11 protein-coding genes are annotated in these 16,526 nt (G+C 63.8%); 1 reads left to right on the top strand and 10 read right to left on the bottom strand.

Annotated features, from left to right (window positions below; translation table 11 throughout):
* Window positions 1-35 precede the first annotated feature (35 nt).
* From J2Y70_RS16125 to J2Y70_RS16100, 7 genes are all read right to left on the bottom strand, one after another.
* Window positions 36-530 carry a hypothetical protein gene (locus J2Y70_RS16125; RefSeq protein WP_309919686.1) on the bottom strand — a complete coding sequence of 165 codons (495 nt, stop codon included), beginning with the start codon at window positions 528-530 and terminating at the stop codon, window positions 36-38.
* Window positions 531-714: 184 nt separating this feature from the next.
* Window positions 715-1,809 (bottom strand): protein kinase, encoded by a 1,095-nt coding sequence (locus J2Y70_RS16120; RefSeq protein WP_309919684.1) that lies wholly within the window; start codon window positions 1,807-1,809, stop codon window positions 715-717.
* On the bottom strand, window positions 1,806-2,228 hold the full coding sequence (locus tag J2Y70_RS16115) for a DUF3010 family protein (RefSeq protein ID WP_309919681.1): 423 nt from the start codon (window positions 2,226-2,228) through the stop codon (window positions 1,806-1,808). The genes J2Y70_RS16120 and J2Y70_RS16115 overlap by 4 nt, the downstream gene beginning before the upstream one ends.
* 166 nt (window positions 2,229-2,394) lie before the next feature.
* Window positions 2,395-2,760 (bottom strand): hypothetical protein, encoded by a 366-nt coding sequence (locus tag J2Y70_RS16110; protein WP_309919678.1) that lies wholly within the window; start codon window positions 2,758-2,760, stop codon window positions 2,395-2,397.
* A gap of 92 nt (window positions 2,761-2,852) precedes the next feature.
* The gene (locus J2Y70_RS22265) at window positions 2,853-3,914 is read right to left on the bottom strand and encodes a ParA family protein (RefSeq protein WP_369011101.1); all 1,062 of its coding nucleotides are present in this window, start codon (window positions 3,912-3,914) and stop codon (window positions 2,853-2,855) included.
* 482 nt (window positions 3,915-4,396) lie between these two features.
* Entirely contained in the window at window positions 4,397-8,206 is a 3,810-nt protein-coding gene (locus J2Y70_RS16105; RefSeq protein WP_309919675.1) for a LamG-like jellyroll fold domain-containing protein, read from the bottom strand.
* Between the two features lie 315 nt (window positions 8,207-8,521).
* Window positions 8,522-11,293 carry a TonB-dependent receptor gene (locus J2Y70_RS16100; protein WP_309919674.1) on the bottom strand — a complete coding sequence of 924 codons (2,772 nt, stop codon included), beginning with the start codon at window positions 11,291-11,293 and terminating at the stop codon, window positions 8,522-8,524.
* A 289-nt stretch (window positions 11,294-11,582) separates the two neighbouring features.
* Between J2Y70_RS16100 and J2Y70_RS16095 the strand changes: the two genes are divergently transcribed.
* A complete protein-coding gene (locus J2Y70_RS16095) occupies window positions 11,583-12,605 on the top strand; it encodes a sugar kinase (RefSeq protein ID WP_309919671.1) in 1,023 nt (340 codons plus the stop codon).
* A 602-nt stretch (window positions 12,606-13,207) separates the two neighbouring features.
* On the opposite strand, the gene fabV is transcribed toward J2Y70_RS16095, so the two are convergent.
* From fabV to J2Y70_RS16080, 3 genes are all read right to left on the bottom strand, one after another.
* The gene (gene fabV, locus J2Y70_RS16090) at window positions 13,208-14,413 is read right to left on the bottom strand and encodes an enoyl-ACP reductase FabV (RefSeq protein WP_309919670.1); all 1,206 of its coding nucleotides are present in this window, start codon (window positions 14,411-14,413) and stop codon (window positions 13,208-13,210) included.
* Between the two features lie 334 nt (window positions 14,414-14,747).
* Window positions 14,748-15,380: a response regulator transcription factor gene (locus J2Y70_RS16085; RefSeq protein WP_309919667.1), complete on the bottom strand. Its 633-nt coding sequence runs from the start codon at window positions 15,378-15,380 to the stop codon at window positions 14,748-14,750.
* The gene (locus J2Y70_RS16080; RefSeq protein ID WP_309919664.1) at window positions 15,377-16,477 is read right to left on the bottom strand and encodes a sensor histidine kinase; all 1,101 of its coding nucleotides are present in this window, start codon (window positions 16,475-16,477) and stop codon (window positions 15,377-15,379) included. Before J2Y70_RS16080 ends, J2Y70_RS16085 begins: the two co-directional genes overlap by 4 nt.
* Between the last annotated feature and the right edge of the window lie 49 nt (window positions 16,478-16,526).

The following is a 16,526-nucleotide window of genomic DNA, read 5'->3' as shown; positions in this document are numbered from 1 at the left end:
ACAGTTAGGCGTTGGTGGCAAAGGCGCTGCTTAGCCTATTCTGCTTTTGGTTGAAGAAACTGGGCTGCATGTGAAATTGAGCTGGCAAAGTATGCGCAGACAATCGTGGTGTAAAAATCCAGCATTTCGCGGGCATCATTGGGAATATCCGCTCGTTGTCCTTTGCTGCACTTCTCTAGAAACTGCTGGAATGGAAGAAGGTCTTCTTCCGTCAAGCGTGTGGAAATGTTATGACTGAACTTGTTCCGGAGAGAGTTCAAGTGCTTTATGGTAGGCGGAAGGTTATAAGGTTCCGGAAATGGGACCTTGGAAATTAGCGAAATTTTCTGCCCGAACGTGAGCTTCGCACTTTCCCATGAAAAAGGAGCTTTTGTGTAAGTTGCAATGAAATGATCTAAATAGTGCTCAATGATGAGGTGACAACTAAGTAAGTAGCCTAGAGTTTCATAGTCAATGGCCTCAAGGCGTTGCCAAGTCACTTTGCCGTCTGCGAAGCCGCCGACGAGTGGTGGTAGCGACCGCTTTTTCATATGTCTAACGCCTGAGTTAAGCCGCACCGAAGGCGTCGGCCTGATGAATTTTTAGGCCGCAGCTTCTGCGCGCCGAAAATGGGTCAGAGATTGCACTTTCTAGAGTGCCGGTCACAGGAAAAGTGTACTCTGACCCCTTTAGCTGCTGTAGCTGCTGCACCCCTTTAGCTGCTTGAATTAATAGTTAGGCTTTGCTTGCGACTGCTGCGACCAATTCAGCAAGCGAACCACCAATGGCTGTTCTGTCATTGCGCCAACCGTTTCCTGCATTCTTTTGAACAGAATAATGCCCGTTTAGTTCTCGAATTCGATAGCTTGGATTGCCGTGGCAAGTTGGAACGCCATCGATGACTCGCCAATCTAGTGTCTTGGTTCGTACCTCATGCAGCTTCGCCATGAATGTGGACCCAGCCTGATAGCGCTGTTGAGGGTCACGGTGACACGCTTTGCTAACAATTCGTCGGACCGCATTAGGCACCCATGGCGGAAGGGTTGATAGATCTACTGCGCGGCCCGCTGTGATCTTTGCCTTGATGCAGCAATCTAAGAAAGCGTCTTTGTCAGCCTGAGTTTCCACTGCACTCAGCTGTACCTGCTCTCGCTTATTAAGCCACGCTGGTCCATCGTATGGCAGCGAACCTCCAAGAAGCTGATAGAGAACTAAACCGCATTGATAAATATCGCCCGTAACACCGTAGGTATTGGTAACTATTGTCTCGGGAGGACGATAGATCAGCGAATGGCTCGATGCGGGAATCGCAGACTGCGCTTCCGGAAGAAGTTTTACTGATCCGAAGTCGCCTATCACCACCTTATCGGCGTCGGTCAAATATAAGTTTGCGGGCTTTATGTCTCTATGGAGATATCTAGACGCATGGAGATGGCTTAGGCCGCAAAGAATTTGATGAACGTAGTCCAGCGCTGCGCGCAGGCCGACAGGATGGGACTCCAGTGCTGAGTCGAGATCTCCCCCAGCGCAAGTAGGAGTAATGAAGTATGCCCAAGTTGCGTCAATCAGCCCTGCATCTAGAATTTTTAGAACATTTTCAGCATCGAGCTTAGCCAGCTGCCGCGGCTCCGCGTGGTACTGCGTCTTGCCGCCCCAGTAGTAGTACTTGAGAGTGACCTGCGTGCCAGTTACTCGATTAGTCCCAAAAAAGACATAGCCGTTGGCTGCTTTAGAGTCTTCGCGATGAAACTGAATGCTCCTGGAGAGGTCACGCAGTGATCGTTTGATCTCTTCAGGTGCACTAGATCCGTCAATGTAAAGTGTCGTCATCCCTGAGTCCTGGCCAAAGCCGCACAAGCAGTTCGGAATGCCTCAAGCTGGTATTTGTTTAGCGAGTTCGGTGCCGGAAACGAGTGCCTACGGTCCTGCGCTGAAATGGTCTGCGCAGAAATCAACTCAACTTGGCAGTCCTTTAGCATTTGAAGCACCCCTTCAATCTTGAAGGTGGTGGCCCCTCCAGCAAAATCCCCCTTCTTTCCACGTTTTTTAACTGCAATGCGGGATATATTACTATCCCGCATGAATCCAGCGAGGAGGTCCGCGAATGACCGTACGTTTGTAGCATCTTCGTCATCAGCCAAAGCTATACGCTTAGTCTCAGCGGGAACGTGTACAAAACGACCATCTTGCAGGTCTGCAATTGCAATAATCGCTTCACTTCCTTTAATCTCGATACCGCAAACTTGCATACGCCTCTCCCTAAGAGACCTAACGCCTAAGTTAAGCAGCGCCGCGAAAGCGGCGTGGGATTGAATGAATTATTACCACATAACTGGGGTCCACATAACTGGGGTCGGAGTGCGCTTTCTAAAGCGCCAATCACAGATAAAGTGTACCCTGGCCCCATTTACTCACTCACAGGCAGAAGACCTCTTGCACCCAAGCGTCATGTTGATACGGGCCATGAATCGATTGGAATGCTCCACGGCTCTCAGCCACGTCGCGATTCAGGTCGGTAGCTACCCAGTCGACGGTACAGAGAACCCGGTTTGTGTCGAGGATAACGCCACGCACAATTCCCAAGTGCATGATACGAATGCCTATCTGGGCCTTACCTTTCATCCTTTTAATAGCAATACGGTCGCCTGGCTTTATCTCTGCTGCACGCGCAGGCTGATGCCCGTCTTCCCAGCCAAGCATCCAGATGCCCTCTTTGACGAAGCGCTGATCTTGATGATCAGAACCTCCCCAGCTAGCGCCAACTACCCAATAGTTCGCCATGAATCCCCCGTAGCACCTAATGTTCGATGCCCCCTGATAGCGAGAACCAGTCAGAGCGTACTTTCTTAGGAAAATGCACTCTAACCCCTGTTTTATACTGATCTGACGAGAGTATCTAGCGCTATTCTACAATCTGTGATTCTATCATTGTCGACACGCACACCGCGTCCATGCACAACATGATTTCCGCTCTGCAAAGACGAAACCGGAATACCCTCATGAGCAGCAACTACCCCAGCCGTGTTAAAGTCACGAAGAAGTACTGAGTATTTCCCAACAAAATCAGCCTCACTTGCCGGTGACGCTACCCTGCTAGTAAATCTTGTTGGATTTACTACAAATAGGCTATACAGAGACTCGACACTTGCTTGAGAAAGCGCAGCGAACGCGGCTGCAGCACCAAGATTTTGCGTTAGACGATTTCCTATTACTAAGTGAATCTTTGGAACTTGCACATTAAAAATAACCGCATTATGTGCGAAAGTCCATGCACCATATATTGGGTGCGGAGGATTTTGCCCGTACAGCAAAGAATGCATCGCACCTATCGCAGTCCGAGATGAGTCATCGGCGTTTACCGGGAGTAGCAACCTGTCGACGGCACAAATAGCCAGCTCTGTGTAACTGGAAAAACTTGGATTTGTGTCTATGAAAACGACCCAGTCACCAGGGAGTTCCATTTTAAGTAAATCGATGAAGCGCCGCATTACCTCATGGACCCATACCCATGGGCGGACGTTTGGAAGAACTTGCTGAGATGATGCAAGGTTAGATATCCACGCCGCTATTAGTTCAAGGTTCGGATCTCCACATACCAAGTATAGATTAGCTGGCAAGCTAGGATTAGTGTTGCTTACTTGCCCAATATAGTCTAACGGATTGGGCGACGGCGCTAGCGGACCACCGCCAAGGGCTTTCGTCAGATAGCCCACGATAGTAGGAGACGCTGCGCTAGTACAGAGAGCGTGCACAGCAGCTTCGCCACGTGCTCCGCCTCCCAAAAGCATCATGCTAGCATTTGCTTGAGGGCACATATCTATCACTAGAACTTTCTTTCCTGGGTTTAATTCTGCGTATCTAGACGCTAAATTAAAAGTAATAGTACTTTTACCTACGCCGCCCTTGTTATTCCAAATTACGTATGAATTCGTCATTACAACTCCCGTTATTTATTTAGAAACTTTGCATCGCTCAAGTCTTAGAAACAAGAGGCAACACGTATGACGGCCCCAGGGACCCGGGGGGCAGAGCACACTTTTAAAGGCGCCATACATCAGACGTGTAGTGACCACCATGACTGATTGTGTGATGTGAGCCGGATGCGCGCACCCGCGCATCTGCGGATGTGCCGGCCAAGCACATGGCAAACCCAGTCAGCCCCGCGATGATCGAGACTTTGGTAAACATCAATTCCCCCCCTGAGAATATGGCGCTTCCTGACTTAAGCAGATTTACGCTGCGCGCCGCTTTACCCCGGCAGGTCCGATGGAAGCCTGTTCTCCCCCGACAGACACTCTTGTTCTAGCACGCCGTCACACTTCGTGGGGAGACAAATGCAGACGTCAGCCCGGAGCGCTTCCCAGGCGAAGGCACCCCGCTACGCCAAGGCGCGTCGTTGACGTACGCCCCGATTAACTCAGGGTACTTCCAGCGCATTATTGCGCTGCGTCAGTTCGGCCACGTTGCCGTCGGTGGCGATGCGAATCCGGCCTCCCTTGGCGCTGGTCCCAACCGGCACAACCAACCGCATCTGCGCCGTCTTCGGCTCCAAATCCCGCGGCGCCTCCAACGCAGGAAACGCCGCCCGCGCCAATTCCCGGCCACGCGCGTCTTCCAGCACCACGAACCCAGCCGGCGCATCCGCATGACCCAGACTGTGCACGGTGACCTCGATGGCATCGGCACTCACGCGCACGTCGCCACGCCCAATCCCCAGGTCCGGCCGCTGCTCCACCGGCACCGCCGCAGGCGCGATGAGTTCGAACTCCATCACCACCGTCTTGCCGGCGGGAAACTCCACGTCCACCGCCCCGCTCTTCTCGAACGCGAACTCGCGCGTGGCGGGCTTGCCGTCGATGCGCCCATCGCCATCGCGATCGAGGCCCGAACGCATGCGCCATTGTCCGGCGGCGACGTTCCAGCCGGTCATCTGCGCCCGCTGCAGCTTGCCGCTGGTGTTGTGGCCGATGACGGTGAAGCGGTCCTGGCGCGGCTTGGGCAGCAGCAGGGCGACCTGCACGGCGCCTTCGGGGTCGGCGAAGCGCCAGCTGACGGTGTGGCCGGGGTAGGTCTGGTTGCGCTTGAGCGCCACGCCGCCCAGGCGGGCGCGCTGCAGGTTCACGGTGGGCGATTCGACGCGGTCGCTCCACCAGTGGCCTTCGGTGTTCATGTAGAAGGTCTGCAGTTTGTCGCGGGTCTCGGCGCGGTACAGGGCTTCCAGCCAGGCGGTGTCGCCGCTGGCCTCCCAGGCGGCGTGGTGGGCAAAGTCGGGGACGGCATCAGGTTTGGCGGCGGCCTTGGCCAGGTCGGCGCCCCAGCTGTCGCGCTTGCCGAGCAGGTCGATGAAATTCTCGTTGAGCAACGACAGGCCGGCCGGGCCGGCGTTGGCGACGCGGTAGTCGATGGGCTTGAGGTAGCGCGCCTCGCCGGTCCAGCGGTAGGCGGCCCAGAAGGTGTGCAGGGTGTCGGCGCCGCCGCTGCCTTCGAACAGTTCGCCGCCGCGGGTCTTGCCCGTTTTCCAGTTGATCTCGTTGGGCAGCGCCCATTGGCCCTTGGCATTGGTGTAGGCGTGGGCAAGGTAGCCGTCGGCGAGGCCGGTGACGATGCGGCGGCTGTTGGGGTCGGCGTTGTAGCCGCCGAGCAGCATGGCCGGGTGCAGCACCGGGAACGAGTAGGGTTTCTGCCACTGCCAGTTCGGCTCGCGGTAGACCTTGCGCCCGCCGAACCAGTTGCTGGCGAACAGCAGGTGGCCCTGCGGGTTGACCTGGATGATGCGGTCGAAGGCCTTCACCGTGCGCATCAGGCGTTCCACCGTCAGCGGGTCGCCCCAGTTGAGGTAGAGCATGGCGCTGTTGATGTTGATGCCTTCCTCATAGGCATGCAGTTCGTCGGTCTCGATGGTGGACAGGCCGTCGGTGAACATGCCGTTGCGGTAGTTGGCGTCGGACAGCGCGGTCAGCGAGGCATTGAGCTTGTCCGGGTCCACGCCCATCAGGGCGAGGCTCGGCCATTGCTGGGTGAGGTCGGAATCGTCGGAGATGCCGCCGCCGAAATCTCCGTAGTTCACCTGGCGTTCGTCGATCCACCAGCGGATGTAGCGGCGCGTGGCCTTGAGGTCTTCCAGCTGCCAGAACGCCCAGGCCGGCACGCTCTTGGGCGGGGGGGGCAGCTCCACCGGCAACGCGCCCTGGTTGCCGTAGCTGATGTCGTTCCAGTATTCGCGGCCGAGCGCGTTGTCGGGGTCCACGCGCAGCAGGTCGCCGATGTCGGCGTCCAGGCGCGCGTACAGCAATTGGCGCTTGGAGGTGGTGTGTTCCTCGACCAGGAAGCCCCAGTTGTCCTTGACCTGGTTGAAGCGGTCGGCGACGTGTTCGGCCTTGGCCTGGTCGCGCGGCTTGAACAGCAGGCGCAGTTGCGCGCCGTCCAGCGCGCGCGCGTCGAAACCGGGCGCGGCGGAGGCGATGCTGAGCATCAGGCTACGGTCGTCGAGGATACGGTCGCGCAGGTCCAGCCACAGCGTGCGCGCCTGGCCGGGCTTGACCGACACCGACACGTCGAGCATGTCGCGCGCCGGCCAGATCGGATCCTTGATGCGGATGTTGAGCGGAATCAGGCCGTCGTGGGTGGCCGGCAGGTCCAGCGCCGGCAGGTCGATGGCGATGCCGTCCAGGCCGTCGTGCATGTTCTCCCAGCCGTAGGACCAGCTGCGCATCAGCGGTTGGTCGGGCGGGGCGTCGCCGAGGCTGGAGGGGATCAGCACGTGCACGATCGGCAGTGCGGGCGTGGCGGCTTTCTCGGCGCCGCGTTTGCGCGCTGGCGCCTTGCTCGGCAAGGCGACAACCGTGCTGCGTTCGCCCGGCGGGTAGCGGCCGGCGATGGTGGCGCGCAATGCGGCGAGGTTGGCGTAGTCGGGCGCGATGTCGCTGCGCACGGTGTAGCTGAGCGTGGCGCTGGCGTCGGACGGCGGCGCGCCGGCGCTGACGTCGTAGGCCCAGATTTCCTGGATCGGGGTTTCCTGCGCGGTGTTGGTGAAACGCAGGTGGCCGCCGCGGCGGCGTTCGAACTGGTCGACGCTGCGCACGGTGCCTTGGCTGCGCTGGAACAGCGGCGCGGGCGTGGCGCCGGCGGCGGCGTAGCTGGCCTGGCCGTAGGCTGCGCCACGCAGTTCGATGCGGTTGAAGGGTTCGTCCGGCAACGCCAGGTCCAGCGCCTTGCCGCCTTCGACGTAGGTGTTCCAGTCAGGCAGCTGGAAGTAGTCGTCGCGGCCGGGCAGGCGCGAGCGGTTGTAGACGCCGGGCCAGGTGGTCTCGGCGATGCCGTCGGTGGCCTTCCACATCCACTGCTTGAGGTCCTTGGCGTCGGCGAACTCGACCTTGCGGATGCGGGTGGACGGTGCGTCCAGCGCAGGCGGCGCGTGGCCGTGGTCCCAGCCGTAGCGGTGCAGCCAGGCGTTGCGCGCGGCGTCGGCGCGCGGCGGTTCGGCGCTGCGCGGTTCCTGCCGGCGCGCCAGGGCCGCGGCGCCGGCGGCGTCGAGCATGCGGTCGTAGATGCGGATCTCGTCGAAGTCGCTGCCGCGCAGGAAGTTGTAGCGGCTCTGCACCTGGTGCGGGGCCATCACCCGCCCGGCCAGGCCGAGCTGGTCGAGCGCGGCGTCGAAGTCGAGCGCGCCGCCATCGGCGCAGGCCTGCGCGCACTCGGCGCGCGCGGCTTCCTTGCCATCCACGTACAGGCGCACGCCGCGGGTTTCGTCCCAGGCGAAGGCGAGGTGGGTCCAGGCGCTGGCGGCGGGGTTCTTGTCGAGCTTGAACGACACGCGGGTGCGCGCCAGGTTGGCGTCGGTGACGAAGGCGTCGAAGCCGTGGCCGTTCCAGTCGATGCGCAGCCAGGCCATGTCCCAGCTGCTGTGGTCGGCGTAGCCGACGCGGAAAATCACGAACGGCGCTTCGCCGACCGGATAGCGCGAACGCCAGAAAAAGGAGAGGGTGCCGCGTTGGGTGTAGAGGTTGCCGGGCGCGTTCCAGGCGAGGACGCCGTCGTCGGCCCATTCGATCGCCTGGCCTTTGACGCCGGTGGGGACCAGGGCGACCTTGTCGCGGAAGTTGGGTCTGGCGTCGCCTTGGGCGATGTCGGCGTCGAAGCCTCGGTCGGCGGAGACGCGGAACAGGAGGTCGGGGGCGGTGGTGGGTGCGGGTGCGGCGAAGGCCGGGGGTGCCAGGCAGGACAGCATGGCCAGGCAACAAGCCAGGATGCGATTGCCGGTGGTGGGGGATGTTTGACCTGTCCGTGCGGAGCAGCGCGCGTGCGGGGCGCGGTCGCGCGATGGTGGGTGCCTGTCGCGGCTGAAGCCGCTCCTACAGGGGAACATGGTTGCGGCAGCGCGCGTGGCGCTGCGGCGGATTGCCTCTTTCATGTCGCTCCTTTGCGATCGCCGTGCGCGCGTGCCGCCGCATGGCGATCCTCGCTACCCCCGACCCGGCGAGTATGCAGGCAGCGGCGCACTGCCGGTGCCGCGCGCGGGGCGCGACACCGGCGGGCGCGGACGTCAGAACTTGTAGCGCACGCCGAGCAGGTACTGGCGGCCGGTCTCGCTGTACTGCAACGGCAGCTGCGAGGTCGAGCCGACCCATTCGTCGGACGGTTCGTTGGTCAGGTTGATGCCTTCCAGGCTCAGCTCCAGGTGGTCGTCGATCTTCCAGCTGATCGAGGCGTCCACCGTGTTGACCGCGGTCATGCCGTGCACGTCGAAGCCGGTTTCGGTGGCCGGGACCTGGGTCAGGTAGTCGTCGCGGTGGGTGTAGGACACGCGCGCGCTCAGCTGCTCGCCCTGATAGAACAGGGTGCCGTTGTACGAGTTCTTCGACAGGCCGGTCAGGTCGGTTTCCAGCGAGGCCGCACCGGTCGCGGTCAGGTACTGGATCTTCGAATCGACGTAGGTGTAGTTCAACTGCACGCCGAAGTTGCTCCACTTGCCCGGCAGGAAGCTGAAGGGCTGGGTGTAGTTGAGCTCGACGCCCTTCAGGTCGCCGCCGGGGGTGTTGAGCGGCACGGAGAACACGAAGTCGTCGTTGATGCCGGCGCCGGTGCCGTCGAGCAGGCTGGCGGGCAAGCCGCTGGCCGAGTACGGCTGGGTCACGCGGGTGGTCTGCACGAAGCTCTCGATGTCCTTGTAGAACACCGCCGCGCCCAGCATCGCACCGTCCTGGAAGTACCACTCGAAGCCCAGGTCGGCGGTCTTGGCGCGGATCGGCTCCAGGTCCGGGTTGCCGCCGCTGACGGTGCGCGCACCGCCGGAGACGTTGACGGTGACGCCCGGGGTCAGGCTGCCCAGGCCGGGACGCGACATCACCTTGGCCGCGCCGAAGCGCACCAGGAAGTCCGGCGAGATCTCGGCGACCAGGTTCAACGAGGGCAGCGTGTCGCTGTACTCGCGGTTGACCGTGGTCTGCACCAGCGCGCTACCGACCGTGGCGTAGCCGGTGGATTCCTGCTTGGTCTTGACGTAGCGCACGCCGAGGTTGCCGCTGACCGGGATCGAACCGATGTCGAACCCGAACTGGCCCATCAACCATGCGCCGCGGTCCTTCTCCTCGACGCTGCGCGTGTTCACCGCGCGCTCGGCCAGGGCGAAGGTGCCGGTGCCGCTGTAGATGTCCAGCGCATCGGCCACCGCGTTCAGATCCGGCACCACCCAGCTGCCCGGGCTGCCGCTGACGCCGCCGAGGTTGGCCAGTTCGGTCATGTTGACCGGCACGATGCGGGTGCCGGTGGCGAAGGTCGGCACCGACACTTCCGAGGCGCGGCGCAGTTCCTTGGTCTTGAACGTGTAGTCCTTGGCCAGCACGCCGCCGCGCAGGCTGAAGCCCGGGCCCAGGGTCCATTCGAAGTTCAGGCTGCCGGTGTCGAAGGTGTTTTCCACGTACTGCGGACGCAGGCGGATTTCCGCCAGGGTCCAGCCGTTGCCGTTGGTGGGATCGACACCGTAGTTGAACACCGGCGAGCGGCTGTTGCCGCGGTAGTCGTACGAGTAACCATCGACGTTGAGCTTGTCCATGATGATCGTGGTCTGGATCGGGTTCTCGTGCTTGGAGCTGGAGGTACCGATCTGGCCGTCGATCTTGAAGACGTCGCTGAACCTGTGCTCGCCGTTGAGGGTGAGCTGCTTGAACACGGTATTCCACTCGTCGTAGCGCTGCTCGGAGCGGATGTCCACGTCGTCGAACTGCCCGTACAGCAGCGCACCGGTGTTCGGGTCGATATAGCCGTCGCGCACGATGGTCTGCGGCTTGCCGCCCTGCGAGGCGCCGCGGCTGAAGGAGATCGCCTCGATGTACTTCTCGGTGCGCTTGGCGTCGATCTTGGAGTACAGGCCGTCCAGCGAGAACTCGGTGTCCTTGCTCGGCTTCCACTGCAGCGAGCCGGTCACGCCGGTGCGCTTCTGCTCGTGCTCCATCAGCGTGTAGCGCGGGAAACGCGGGTGGAACACGTTGGCGCCACGCGCGGCGGCGAACGGCGAGGTGGCGCTGAAGTTGCCGTTGCTCGGGCCGTTGGCCCAGCGCCCGCTGTTGCTGCCTTCTTCCAGGATCTGCCGCTCCGAGTACGCCACCGACAGCAGCGCGCCGAAGGTGCCGTCGGCCCAGGTGTTGGCGATCAGCCCTGCCACGCGCGGGTCGGCCTTGTCGGCCATGTCGTTGTAGCCGGCCTGGCCGTTGACGGCCAGGGTGAAGCCGTCGTAATCGAACGGGCGCGCGGTCTTCAGGTCGACGGTGGCGCCGAGCGAGCCTTCCTCGACGTCGGCCGAGGCGGTCTTGCGCACCACCAGCTGGGTGAACAGGTCCGAGGCGAATACGTTGAAGTCGAAGCCGCGGCTGCGGTTGGAGCCGCCGGACTGGTCGGAACCGCCGACCGTGGTCAGCGCTTCCATGCCGTTGACCCGCACCCGGGTGAAGTCCGGACCCAGGCCGCGCACCGAGATGCTGCGGCCTTCGCCGGCATCGCGGGTGATGACCACGCCGGGGATGCGCTGCAGCGATTCGGCCAGGTTGAGGTCAGGGAAATCGGCGATGTCCTCGGCCACGATGGCGTCGACCATGCCGGTCTCGCCGCGCTTGAGGTCCAGCGCCCGCTCGACACTGGCGCGGTAGCCGGTGACGGTGATGGTGTCCAGCTCGGTGGCCGGTTCGGTGGACCCGGTGGCAGGCGCGACATCCTGCGCGGGGGCGTCCTGCGCCTGCAGCACGCCGGCCTGCAGGGCCAGGCCGATCGAAAGCGCGAGCAAGGTAACCGGTGTCTTCCGGCGTTCGGTACGAGATTGCATGTCTCCCCTCCCAAGGGTCCATGAACTGCGTTGGATTCGGTTTTGCCGCGGATGACACCGCTGGTCAAAACCGACGTTAACAGTTGCGAAACATTGCGGCATCTTGCAGCGCAGCAGAAAACGCCTTGGATTTGCAGGCCTTTCGGACCGCGGCCCGGCGCGGATGGCGCCGCCGCAAGGCTCGGCCTGGATTTGTCGCCAGGAAAAATGACACCGCTGGTCACGATATCTGGCCGTGGCCGCCGTTCCCCGGCATGCTTGGCGCCTTTCCGACGCCAAGGATCCTGCCATGACCGCCTCCCGCATCGTCTGCTTCGGCGAACTGCTGCTGCGCCTGGGCGCGCCCGGCCACGAGCGCCTGCTGCAATCGCCGCGGCTGGACGTGCACGTCGGCGGTGCCGAGGCCAACGTCGGCGTGTCGCTGGCGCATTTCGGCCACGACGTGGCGATGGTCAGCGTGCTGCCGGACAACCCGTTGGGCGAGGCGGCCGCCGGCGAACTGCGCCGGCACGGCGTGGACACCCGCGGCGTGCGCTTCGTGCCCGGGCGCATGGGCCTGTACTTCCTGACCACCGGCGCCGGCCACCGCCCCAGCGAAGTCACCTACGACCGCGCCGGCTCGGCGTTCGCGCTGGCCGAGGCGGACACCTACGACTGGCCGGCGTTGCTGCGCGGCGCGCAGTGGCTGCACCTGTCCGGGGTGACCCCGGCGCTGGGCGAGCGCGGCGCGGCGGCGGCCCTGGCGGCGGCGCGCGCCGCACGCGAACTGGGCGTGCGCGTATCGTTCGACGGCAACTACCGGCCCAAGCTGTGGGAGGCCTGGAACGGCGATGCACCGGGCATCCTGCGCCAGCTGCTGGCGCAGGCCGACGTGCTGTTCGCCGACTACCGCGACCTGGGCGTAGTGCTGGGCCACCAGTACCCGCAGGACAGCGCGCAGGCGCGGGTGGAGGCCGGCGCGCGCGACGCCTTCGCCGCGTTCCCGCACCTGCAGGCGATGGCCTGCACCCAGCGCGTGGCGCACAGCGTGGACCACCACAGCCTGGGCGCGATGCTGCTGCGCCGCGACGGCAGCGTGGCGCAGGCCCCGGCCGAGGAACTGACCGGCATCGTCGACCGCATCGGCGGCGGCGACGCCTTCGCCGCGGGCGTGCTGCACGGGCTGAGCCAGGGATGGGACGATACCGCCGCGATTCGTTTCGGCCTGGCCGCGGGCTGCCTGAAGCACTCGGTGCCGGGCGATTTCCATCCGCTGGGCGAGGCGGATGTGCAGGCGTGCGTGGGGGCTTCGCGGTTCGATGTGAAGCGGTGAGGAGCCGGGATTGGGGAGTTGGGATTGGGGATTCGTAAGAGCGTTGGTTGCGGCGTTTTTGTATGTGGTCCGGCGTTGCTGGCGGTTCGTTTTTCTGTCGCGGCTGAAGCCGCTCCTACAAAAAAGCGTGCGTGCTTCCCTGTAGGAGCGGCTTCAGCCGCGACAGGTAGACAGGGGTGAAGGGGAAAAACCAAATTGCGGTTCCCGAGACAGTGGCTGCTTTTTTTCCACCGCGTCGCGACTGAAGTCGCTCCCACAGGGACGGTGGCGGGCTGTACACGCGGCTGCAGGAGCCTCTTGTGGGAGCGACTTCAGTCGCGACGCGGGATTCCATCGAGCGCGACTGGTTCCAGATGTCGGCTGGACGTCCATGCGTTTCGCGCCGCGGCGATTTCATTGTCCTGTCGCGGCTGAAGCCGCTCCTACAGGAGCAGCGCGCGCTTTTTGTGTAGGAGCGGCTTCAGCCGCGACAAACGCCCAACGAAAAACGGCCGGCGTCAGGCGCCGGCCGCATCTCCACTTCCGAACGCCAATTCCGAATCCCGGCGTTCCTGCAACCTTCCGAATCCCGTTGTTTCTACAACTCGATCAATCGAGTGTTCCTACAGTTCGATGCAGTCGAACTTCACGTCCGGATCGACGTCGGCGTCGTAGTCCACGTCCTTGCGCTCGAAACCGAACAGCTTGAGGAACTCGTGCTTGTAGCCGGCGTAGTCGGTGAGCTGGAACAGGTTCTCGGTGGTGACCTGCGGCCACAGCGCCTTGCAGGCGTCTTGCACGTCGTCGCGCAGTTCCCAGTCGTCCAGGCGCAGCCGGTTCTGCTCGTCGGTGGCCGGCGCCTGGCCGTCTTCGCGGTACATGCGCTCGCGGAACAGGCGGTCGAGCTGGTCGATGGTGCCTTCGTGCAGGCCCTTTTCCTTCATGATCTTGTAGACCATGGAGATGTACAGCGGCATCACCGGGATCGCCGCGCTGGCCTGGGTCACCACCGACTTGAGCACCGCCACGTTGGCGCTGCCGCCGCTTTGCTGCAGGCGCGCGTGCAGGCGCTGCGCGGTCTGGTCCAGGTCCACCTTGGCCTTGCCCAGCGCGCCGTGCCAGTAGATCGGCCAGGTGATCTCGGTGCCGATGTAGCTGAAGGCCACGCTACGCGCGCCCGGCGCGAGCACGCCGGCGGCGGCCAGCGCGTCGATCCACAGTTCCCAGTCCTGGCCGCCCATCACGGTGATGGTGTCTTCGATCTCCTGCTCGGTGGCCGGCTCGATCGAGGCCTCGATGATCGCGTCCTTGTTGGTGTCGATCGCGGTGGCGGTGTAGGTCTGGCCGATCGGCTTGAGCGCCGAGCGCTTCACTTCGCCGGTGCCGGGTAGCTTGCGCACCGGCGAGGCCAGCGAATACACCACCAGGTCGACCTGGCCGCCCATCTCGGTCTTGATCAGGTCGATCACCTGCGCGCGCGCCTCGTCGGAGAACGCGTCGCCGTTGATCGACTTGCTGTACAGGCCTTGCGCCTTGGCGAAGGTGTCGAACGCGGCCGAGTTGTACCAGCCGGCGGTGCCGGCCTTCTTGTCGCTGCCGGGCTTTTCGAAGAACACGCCGAGCGTGTCGGCGCCGAAGCCGAACGCGGCGGTGATGCGCGAGGCCAGGCCGTAGCCGCTGGAGGCGCCGATCACCAGCACCTTCTTCGGCCCGTCGCTGCGCACGCCGCGCGCGCGCGTGGCCTCGATCTGCTCGAGCACGTTGCGCTCGCAGCCGAGCGGATGCGTGGTGGTGCAGATGAAACCGCGAACTTTCGGGTGGATGATCAACGTGGTGTCCTCTCGGCAAGATGCCCCGCGGCATCTTAATGTCTGCGGCGCGCATGCAGAAGGGCCGAGTGCTGCAGACGGCGGGGTATGGAGGCGTTATGCACCGGCGATGCTGGTGCGGGCGTGCGACGAAGCATGGCTGGCTGGCGTTGGCGGTGCGTGTCGCGTGATGTGCTGGCTTGGCTGCGTTCGTCTGGTCTGTGTCGCGGCTGAAGCCGCTCCTACACGATGCCGTGCGTGCCGCGAGCACGCCGCGGCCTCTTGCCACGGGTACGCCGCGGCCTCTGTCACCACTGTAGGAGCGGCTTCAGCCGCGACCGGCACCAACAGCCACTCAGATGATCCGCAGCGTGATCGCCTTGAGCACCGCGCGGGTGCGGTCGCGGGTGCCGAGCTTGTCCAGGATCGTGGAGACGTAGTTCTTCACCGTGCCTTCGGCCAGGAACAGGCTGCGCGCGATTTCCTTGTTCGAGTAGCCGCCGGCGAGCAGGCGCAGGATCGCCACTTCGCGTTCGTTGAAAGTGTCGCGCGGCGCGTCTTCGTCGCGGTAGCGGTAGCGCGCGCGGACCGGGTCGGTGCTGACCGGCTGCAGCAGGGTCTCGCCCGCGGCCACGCGCACGATCGCATCGCGCAGGTCTTCGGGCGCGGCGTCCTTGAGCAGGAAGCCCTGCGCGCCGGCTTCGGTGGCGCGCAGCAGCAGGTCGGCGTCGTCGAAGGTGGTCAGCAGCAGCACCGGGGTGGCGTCGCCACGCTCGCGCAGCCGCTGCAATGCCTGGATGCCGTCCATGCCGGGCATGCGGATGTCGCTGAGCACCACATCCACCGCAGTGGTGACCAGCGCGGCCAGCAGCGCTTCGCCGTCGTCGGCCTCGCAGGCCACGGCGATGCCCTGGGTCTGCAGCAGCGCGCGCAGGCCGGCGCGCACCAGGATCTGGTCGTCAGCCAGGGCGATGCGCAAGCCGCTCACAGCGGCAACCGCGCGGTCAGCAGCATGCCGCCCAGCGGCGTGTGGCCCAGGTCGAGCCGGCCGCGCAGCGCGGCCAGGCGCTCGCGCATGCCGGCGATGCCGTTGCCTTCCTGGATCCGCTCGGCGCGGCGGCCATCGTCCTCGATGTCCACGCGCAATTGCCCATCCTGGTGATGCAGACGTACATGGACCGCGTCGGCATCGGCGTGCCGCGCGGCGTTGGTCAGCGCTTCCTGCACCAGCCGCAGCAGCGCTTCGGCCAGTTGCGGATCGGTGACGCGCACCTCGGGGTCGATCTGCAACCGCAGCTGCGGCCGCGGGAACGGCGCGGCCAGCGCGCGCAACGCCGTCTCCAGGTCCAGTCCGCGGTCGTCGCGCAGCGACTGCACGACGTTGCGGATGTCGGCCAGCAGTTCGCCGGACAGCCGCTCGACCACGCCGAGCTCCTCACGCCGCGCCAGGTCCGGATCGGCCAGCAGCAGGCGCAGGTTGATCCGCAGCGCGGTCAGTTTGTGCCCGGCCACGTCGTGCAGCTCGCGGGCCAGGCGCAGGCGTTCTGCGTCGCGGGCGCTGTCGGCCAGCAGCGCGCGGGTGGCGAGCAGGTCGGCGTTGACCCGGGCCAGCGCCTGGCGGGCGATCTCGGTGGTGCGCGCGTAGTGCGCGGACAGCGCGGCGAAGGCGTGGAAGCCGGCGTAGATCAGGGTGGTCAGCAAGGCGCGCTTGAACCCGGCGGTGGACAGCAGCAGGAACGTGCCCAGGTTGACCAGCAGCGCCAGCACCAGCACCCGGCGCGGCTCCCACAGCAAGGCCACCTGCGTCACCACCACCACCAGCAGCACCGGCGCGGTGCCCACGCCCGGTTCCAGCCACACCAGGGCCAGCCCCGCGGCGGCCTGCAGCCACAGCGCGACATCGCGCAGGCGCGGCGTGGGCAGGTAGCGGTAGCCGAGCAACAGCAGCACGAACACGCCCGCCACGGTCCAACGCCAGGCAGGCGGTGCCTGCGGCTGCAGATGGAACGACCACAGCACGGTGGCCACGGTGGCTATCCCGGCCAGGCGCTTGGGTTCGATCAGGTCGTGCAGGAAGCGGTGCATGCCGCGGATGCTGACCGCGCGGCACGGCGGCGGCAATGGGGCGGACGCA

The sequence above is a fragment of the Xanthomonas sp. 1678 genome (assembly GCF_031455575.1).
GTDB lineage: Bacteria > Pseudomonadota > Gammaproteobacteria > Xanthomonadales > Xanthomonadaceae > Xanthomonas_A.
The sequence above is the reverse complement of the archived record's forward strand: the minus strand, read 5'-3'. Positions and strand labels throughout refer to the sequence as shown.

Excerpts from the sequence above, each read along its gene's own strand:
- J2Y70_RS16125 (WP_309919686.1), bottom strand. The coding sequence starts at position 530 with ATGAAAAAGCGGTCGCTACCACCACTCGTCGGCGGCTTCGCAGACGGC.
- J2Y70_RS16120 (WP_309919684.1), bottom strand. The coding sequence starts at position 1,809 with ATGACGACACTTTACATTGACGGATCTAGTGCACCTGAAGAGATCAAA.
- J2Y70_RS16115 (WP_309919681.1), bottom strand. The coding sequence starts at position 2,228 with ATGCAAGTTTGCGGTATCGAGATTAAAGGAAGTGAAGCGATTATTGCA.
- J2Y70_RS16110 (WP_309919678.1), bottom strand. The coding sequence starts at position 2,760 with ATGGCGAACTATTGGGTAGTTGGCGCTAGCTGGGGAGGTTCTGATCAT.
- J2Y70_RS22265 (WP_369011101.1), bottom strand. The coding sequence starts at position 3,914 with ATGACGAATTCATACGTAATTTGGAATAACAAGGGCGGCGTAGGTAAA.
- J2Y70_RS16105 (WP_309919675.1), bottom strand. The coding sequence starts at position 8,206 with ATGCTGTCCTGCCTGGCACCCCCGGCCTTCGCCGCACCCGCACCCACC.
- J2Y70_RS16100 (WP_309919674.1), bottom strand. The coding sequence starts at position 11,293 with ATGCAATCTCGTACCGAACGCCGGAAGACACCGGTTACCTTGCTCGCG.
- J2Y70_RS16095 (WP_309919671.1), top strand. The coding sequence starts at position 11,583 with ATGACCGCCTCCCGCATCGTCTGCTTCGGCGAACTGCTGCTGCGCCTG.
- J2Y70_RS16080 (WP_309919664.1), bottom strand. The coding sequence starts at position 16,477 with ATGCACCGCTTCCTGCACGACCTGATCGAACCCAAGCGCCTGGCCGGG.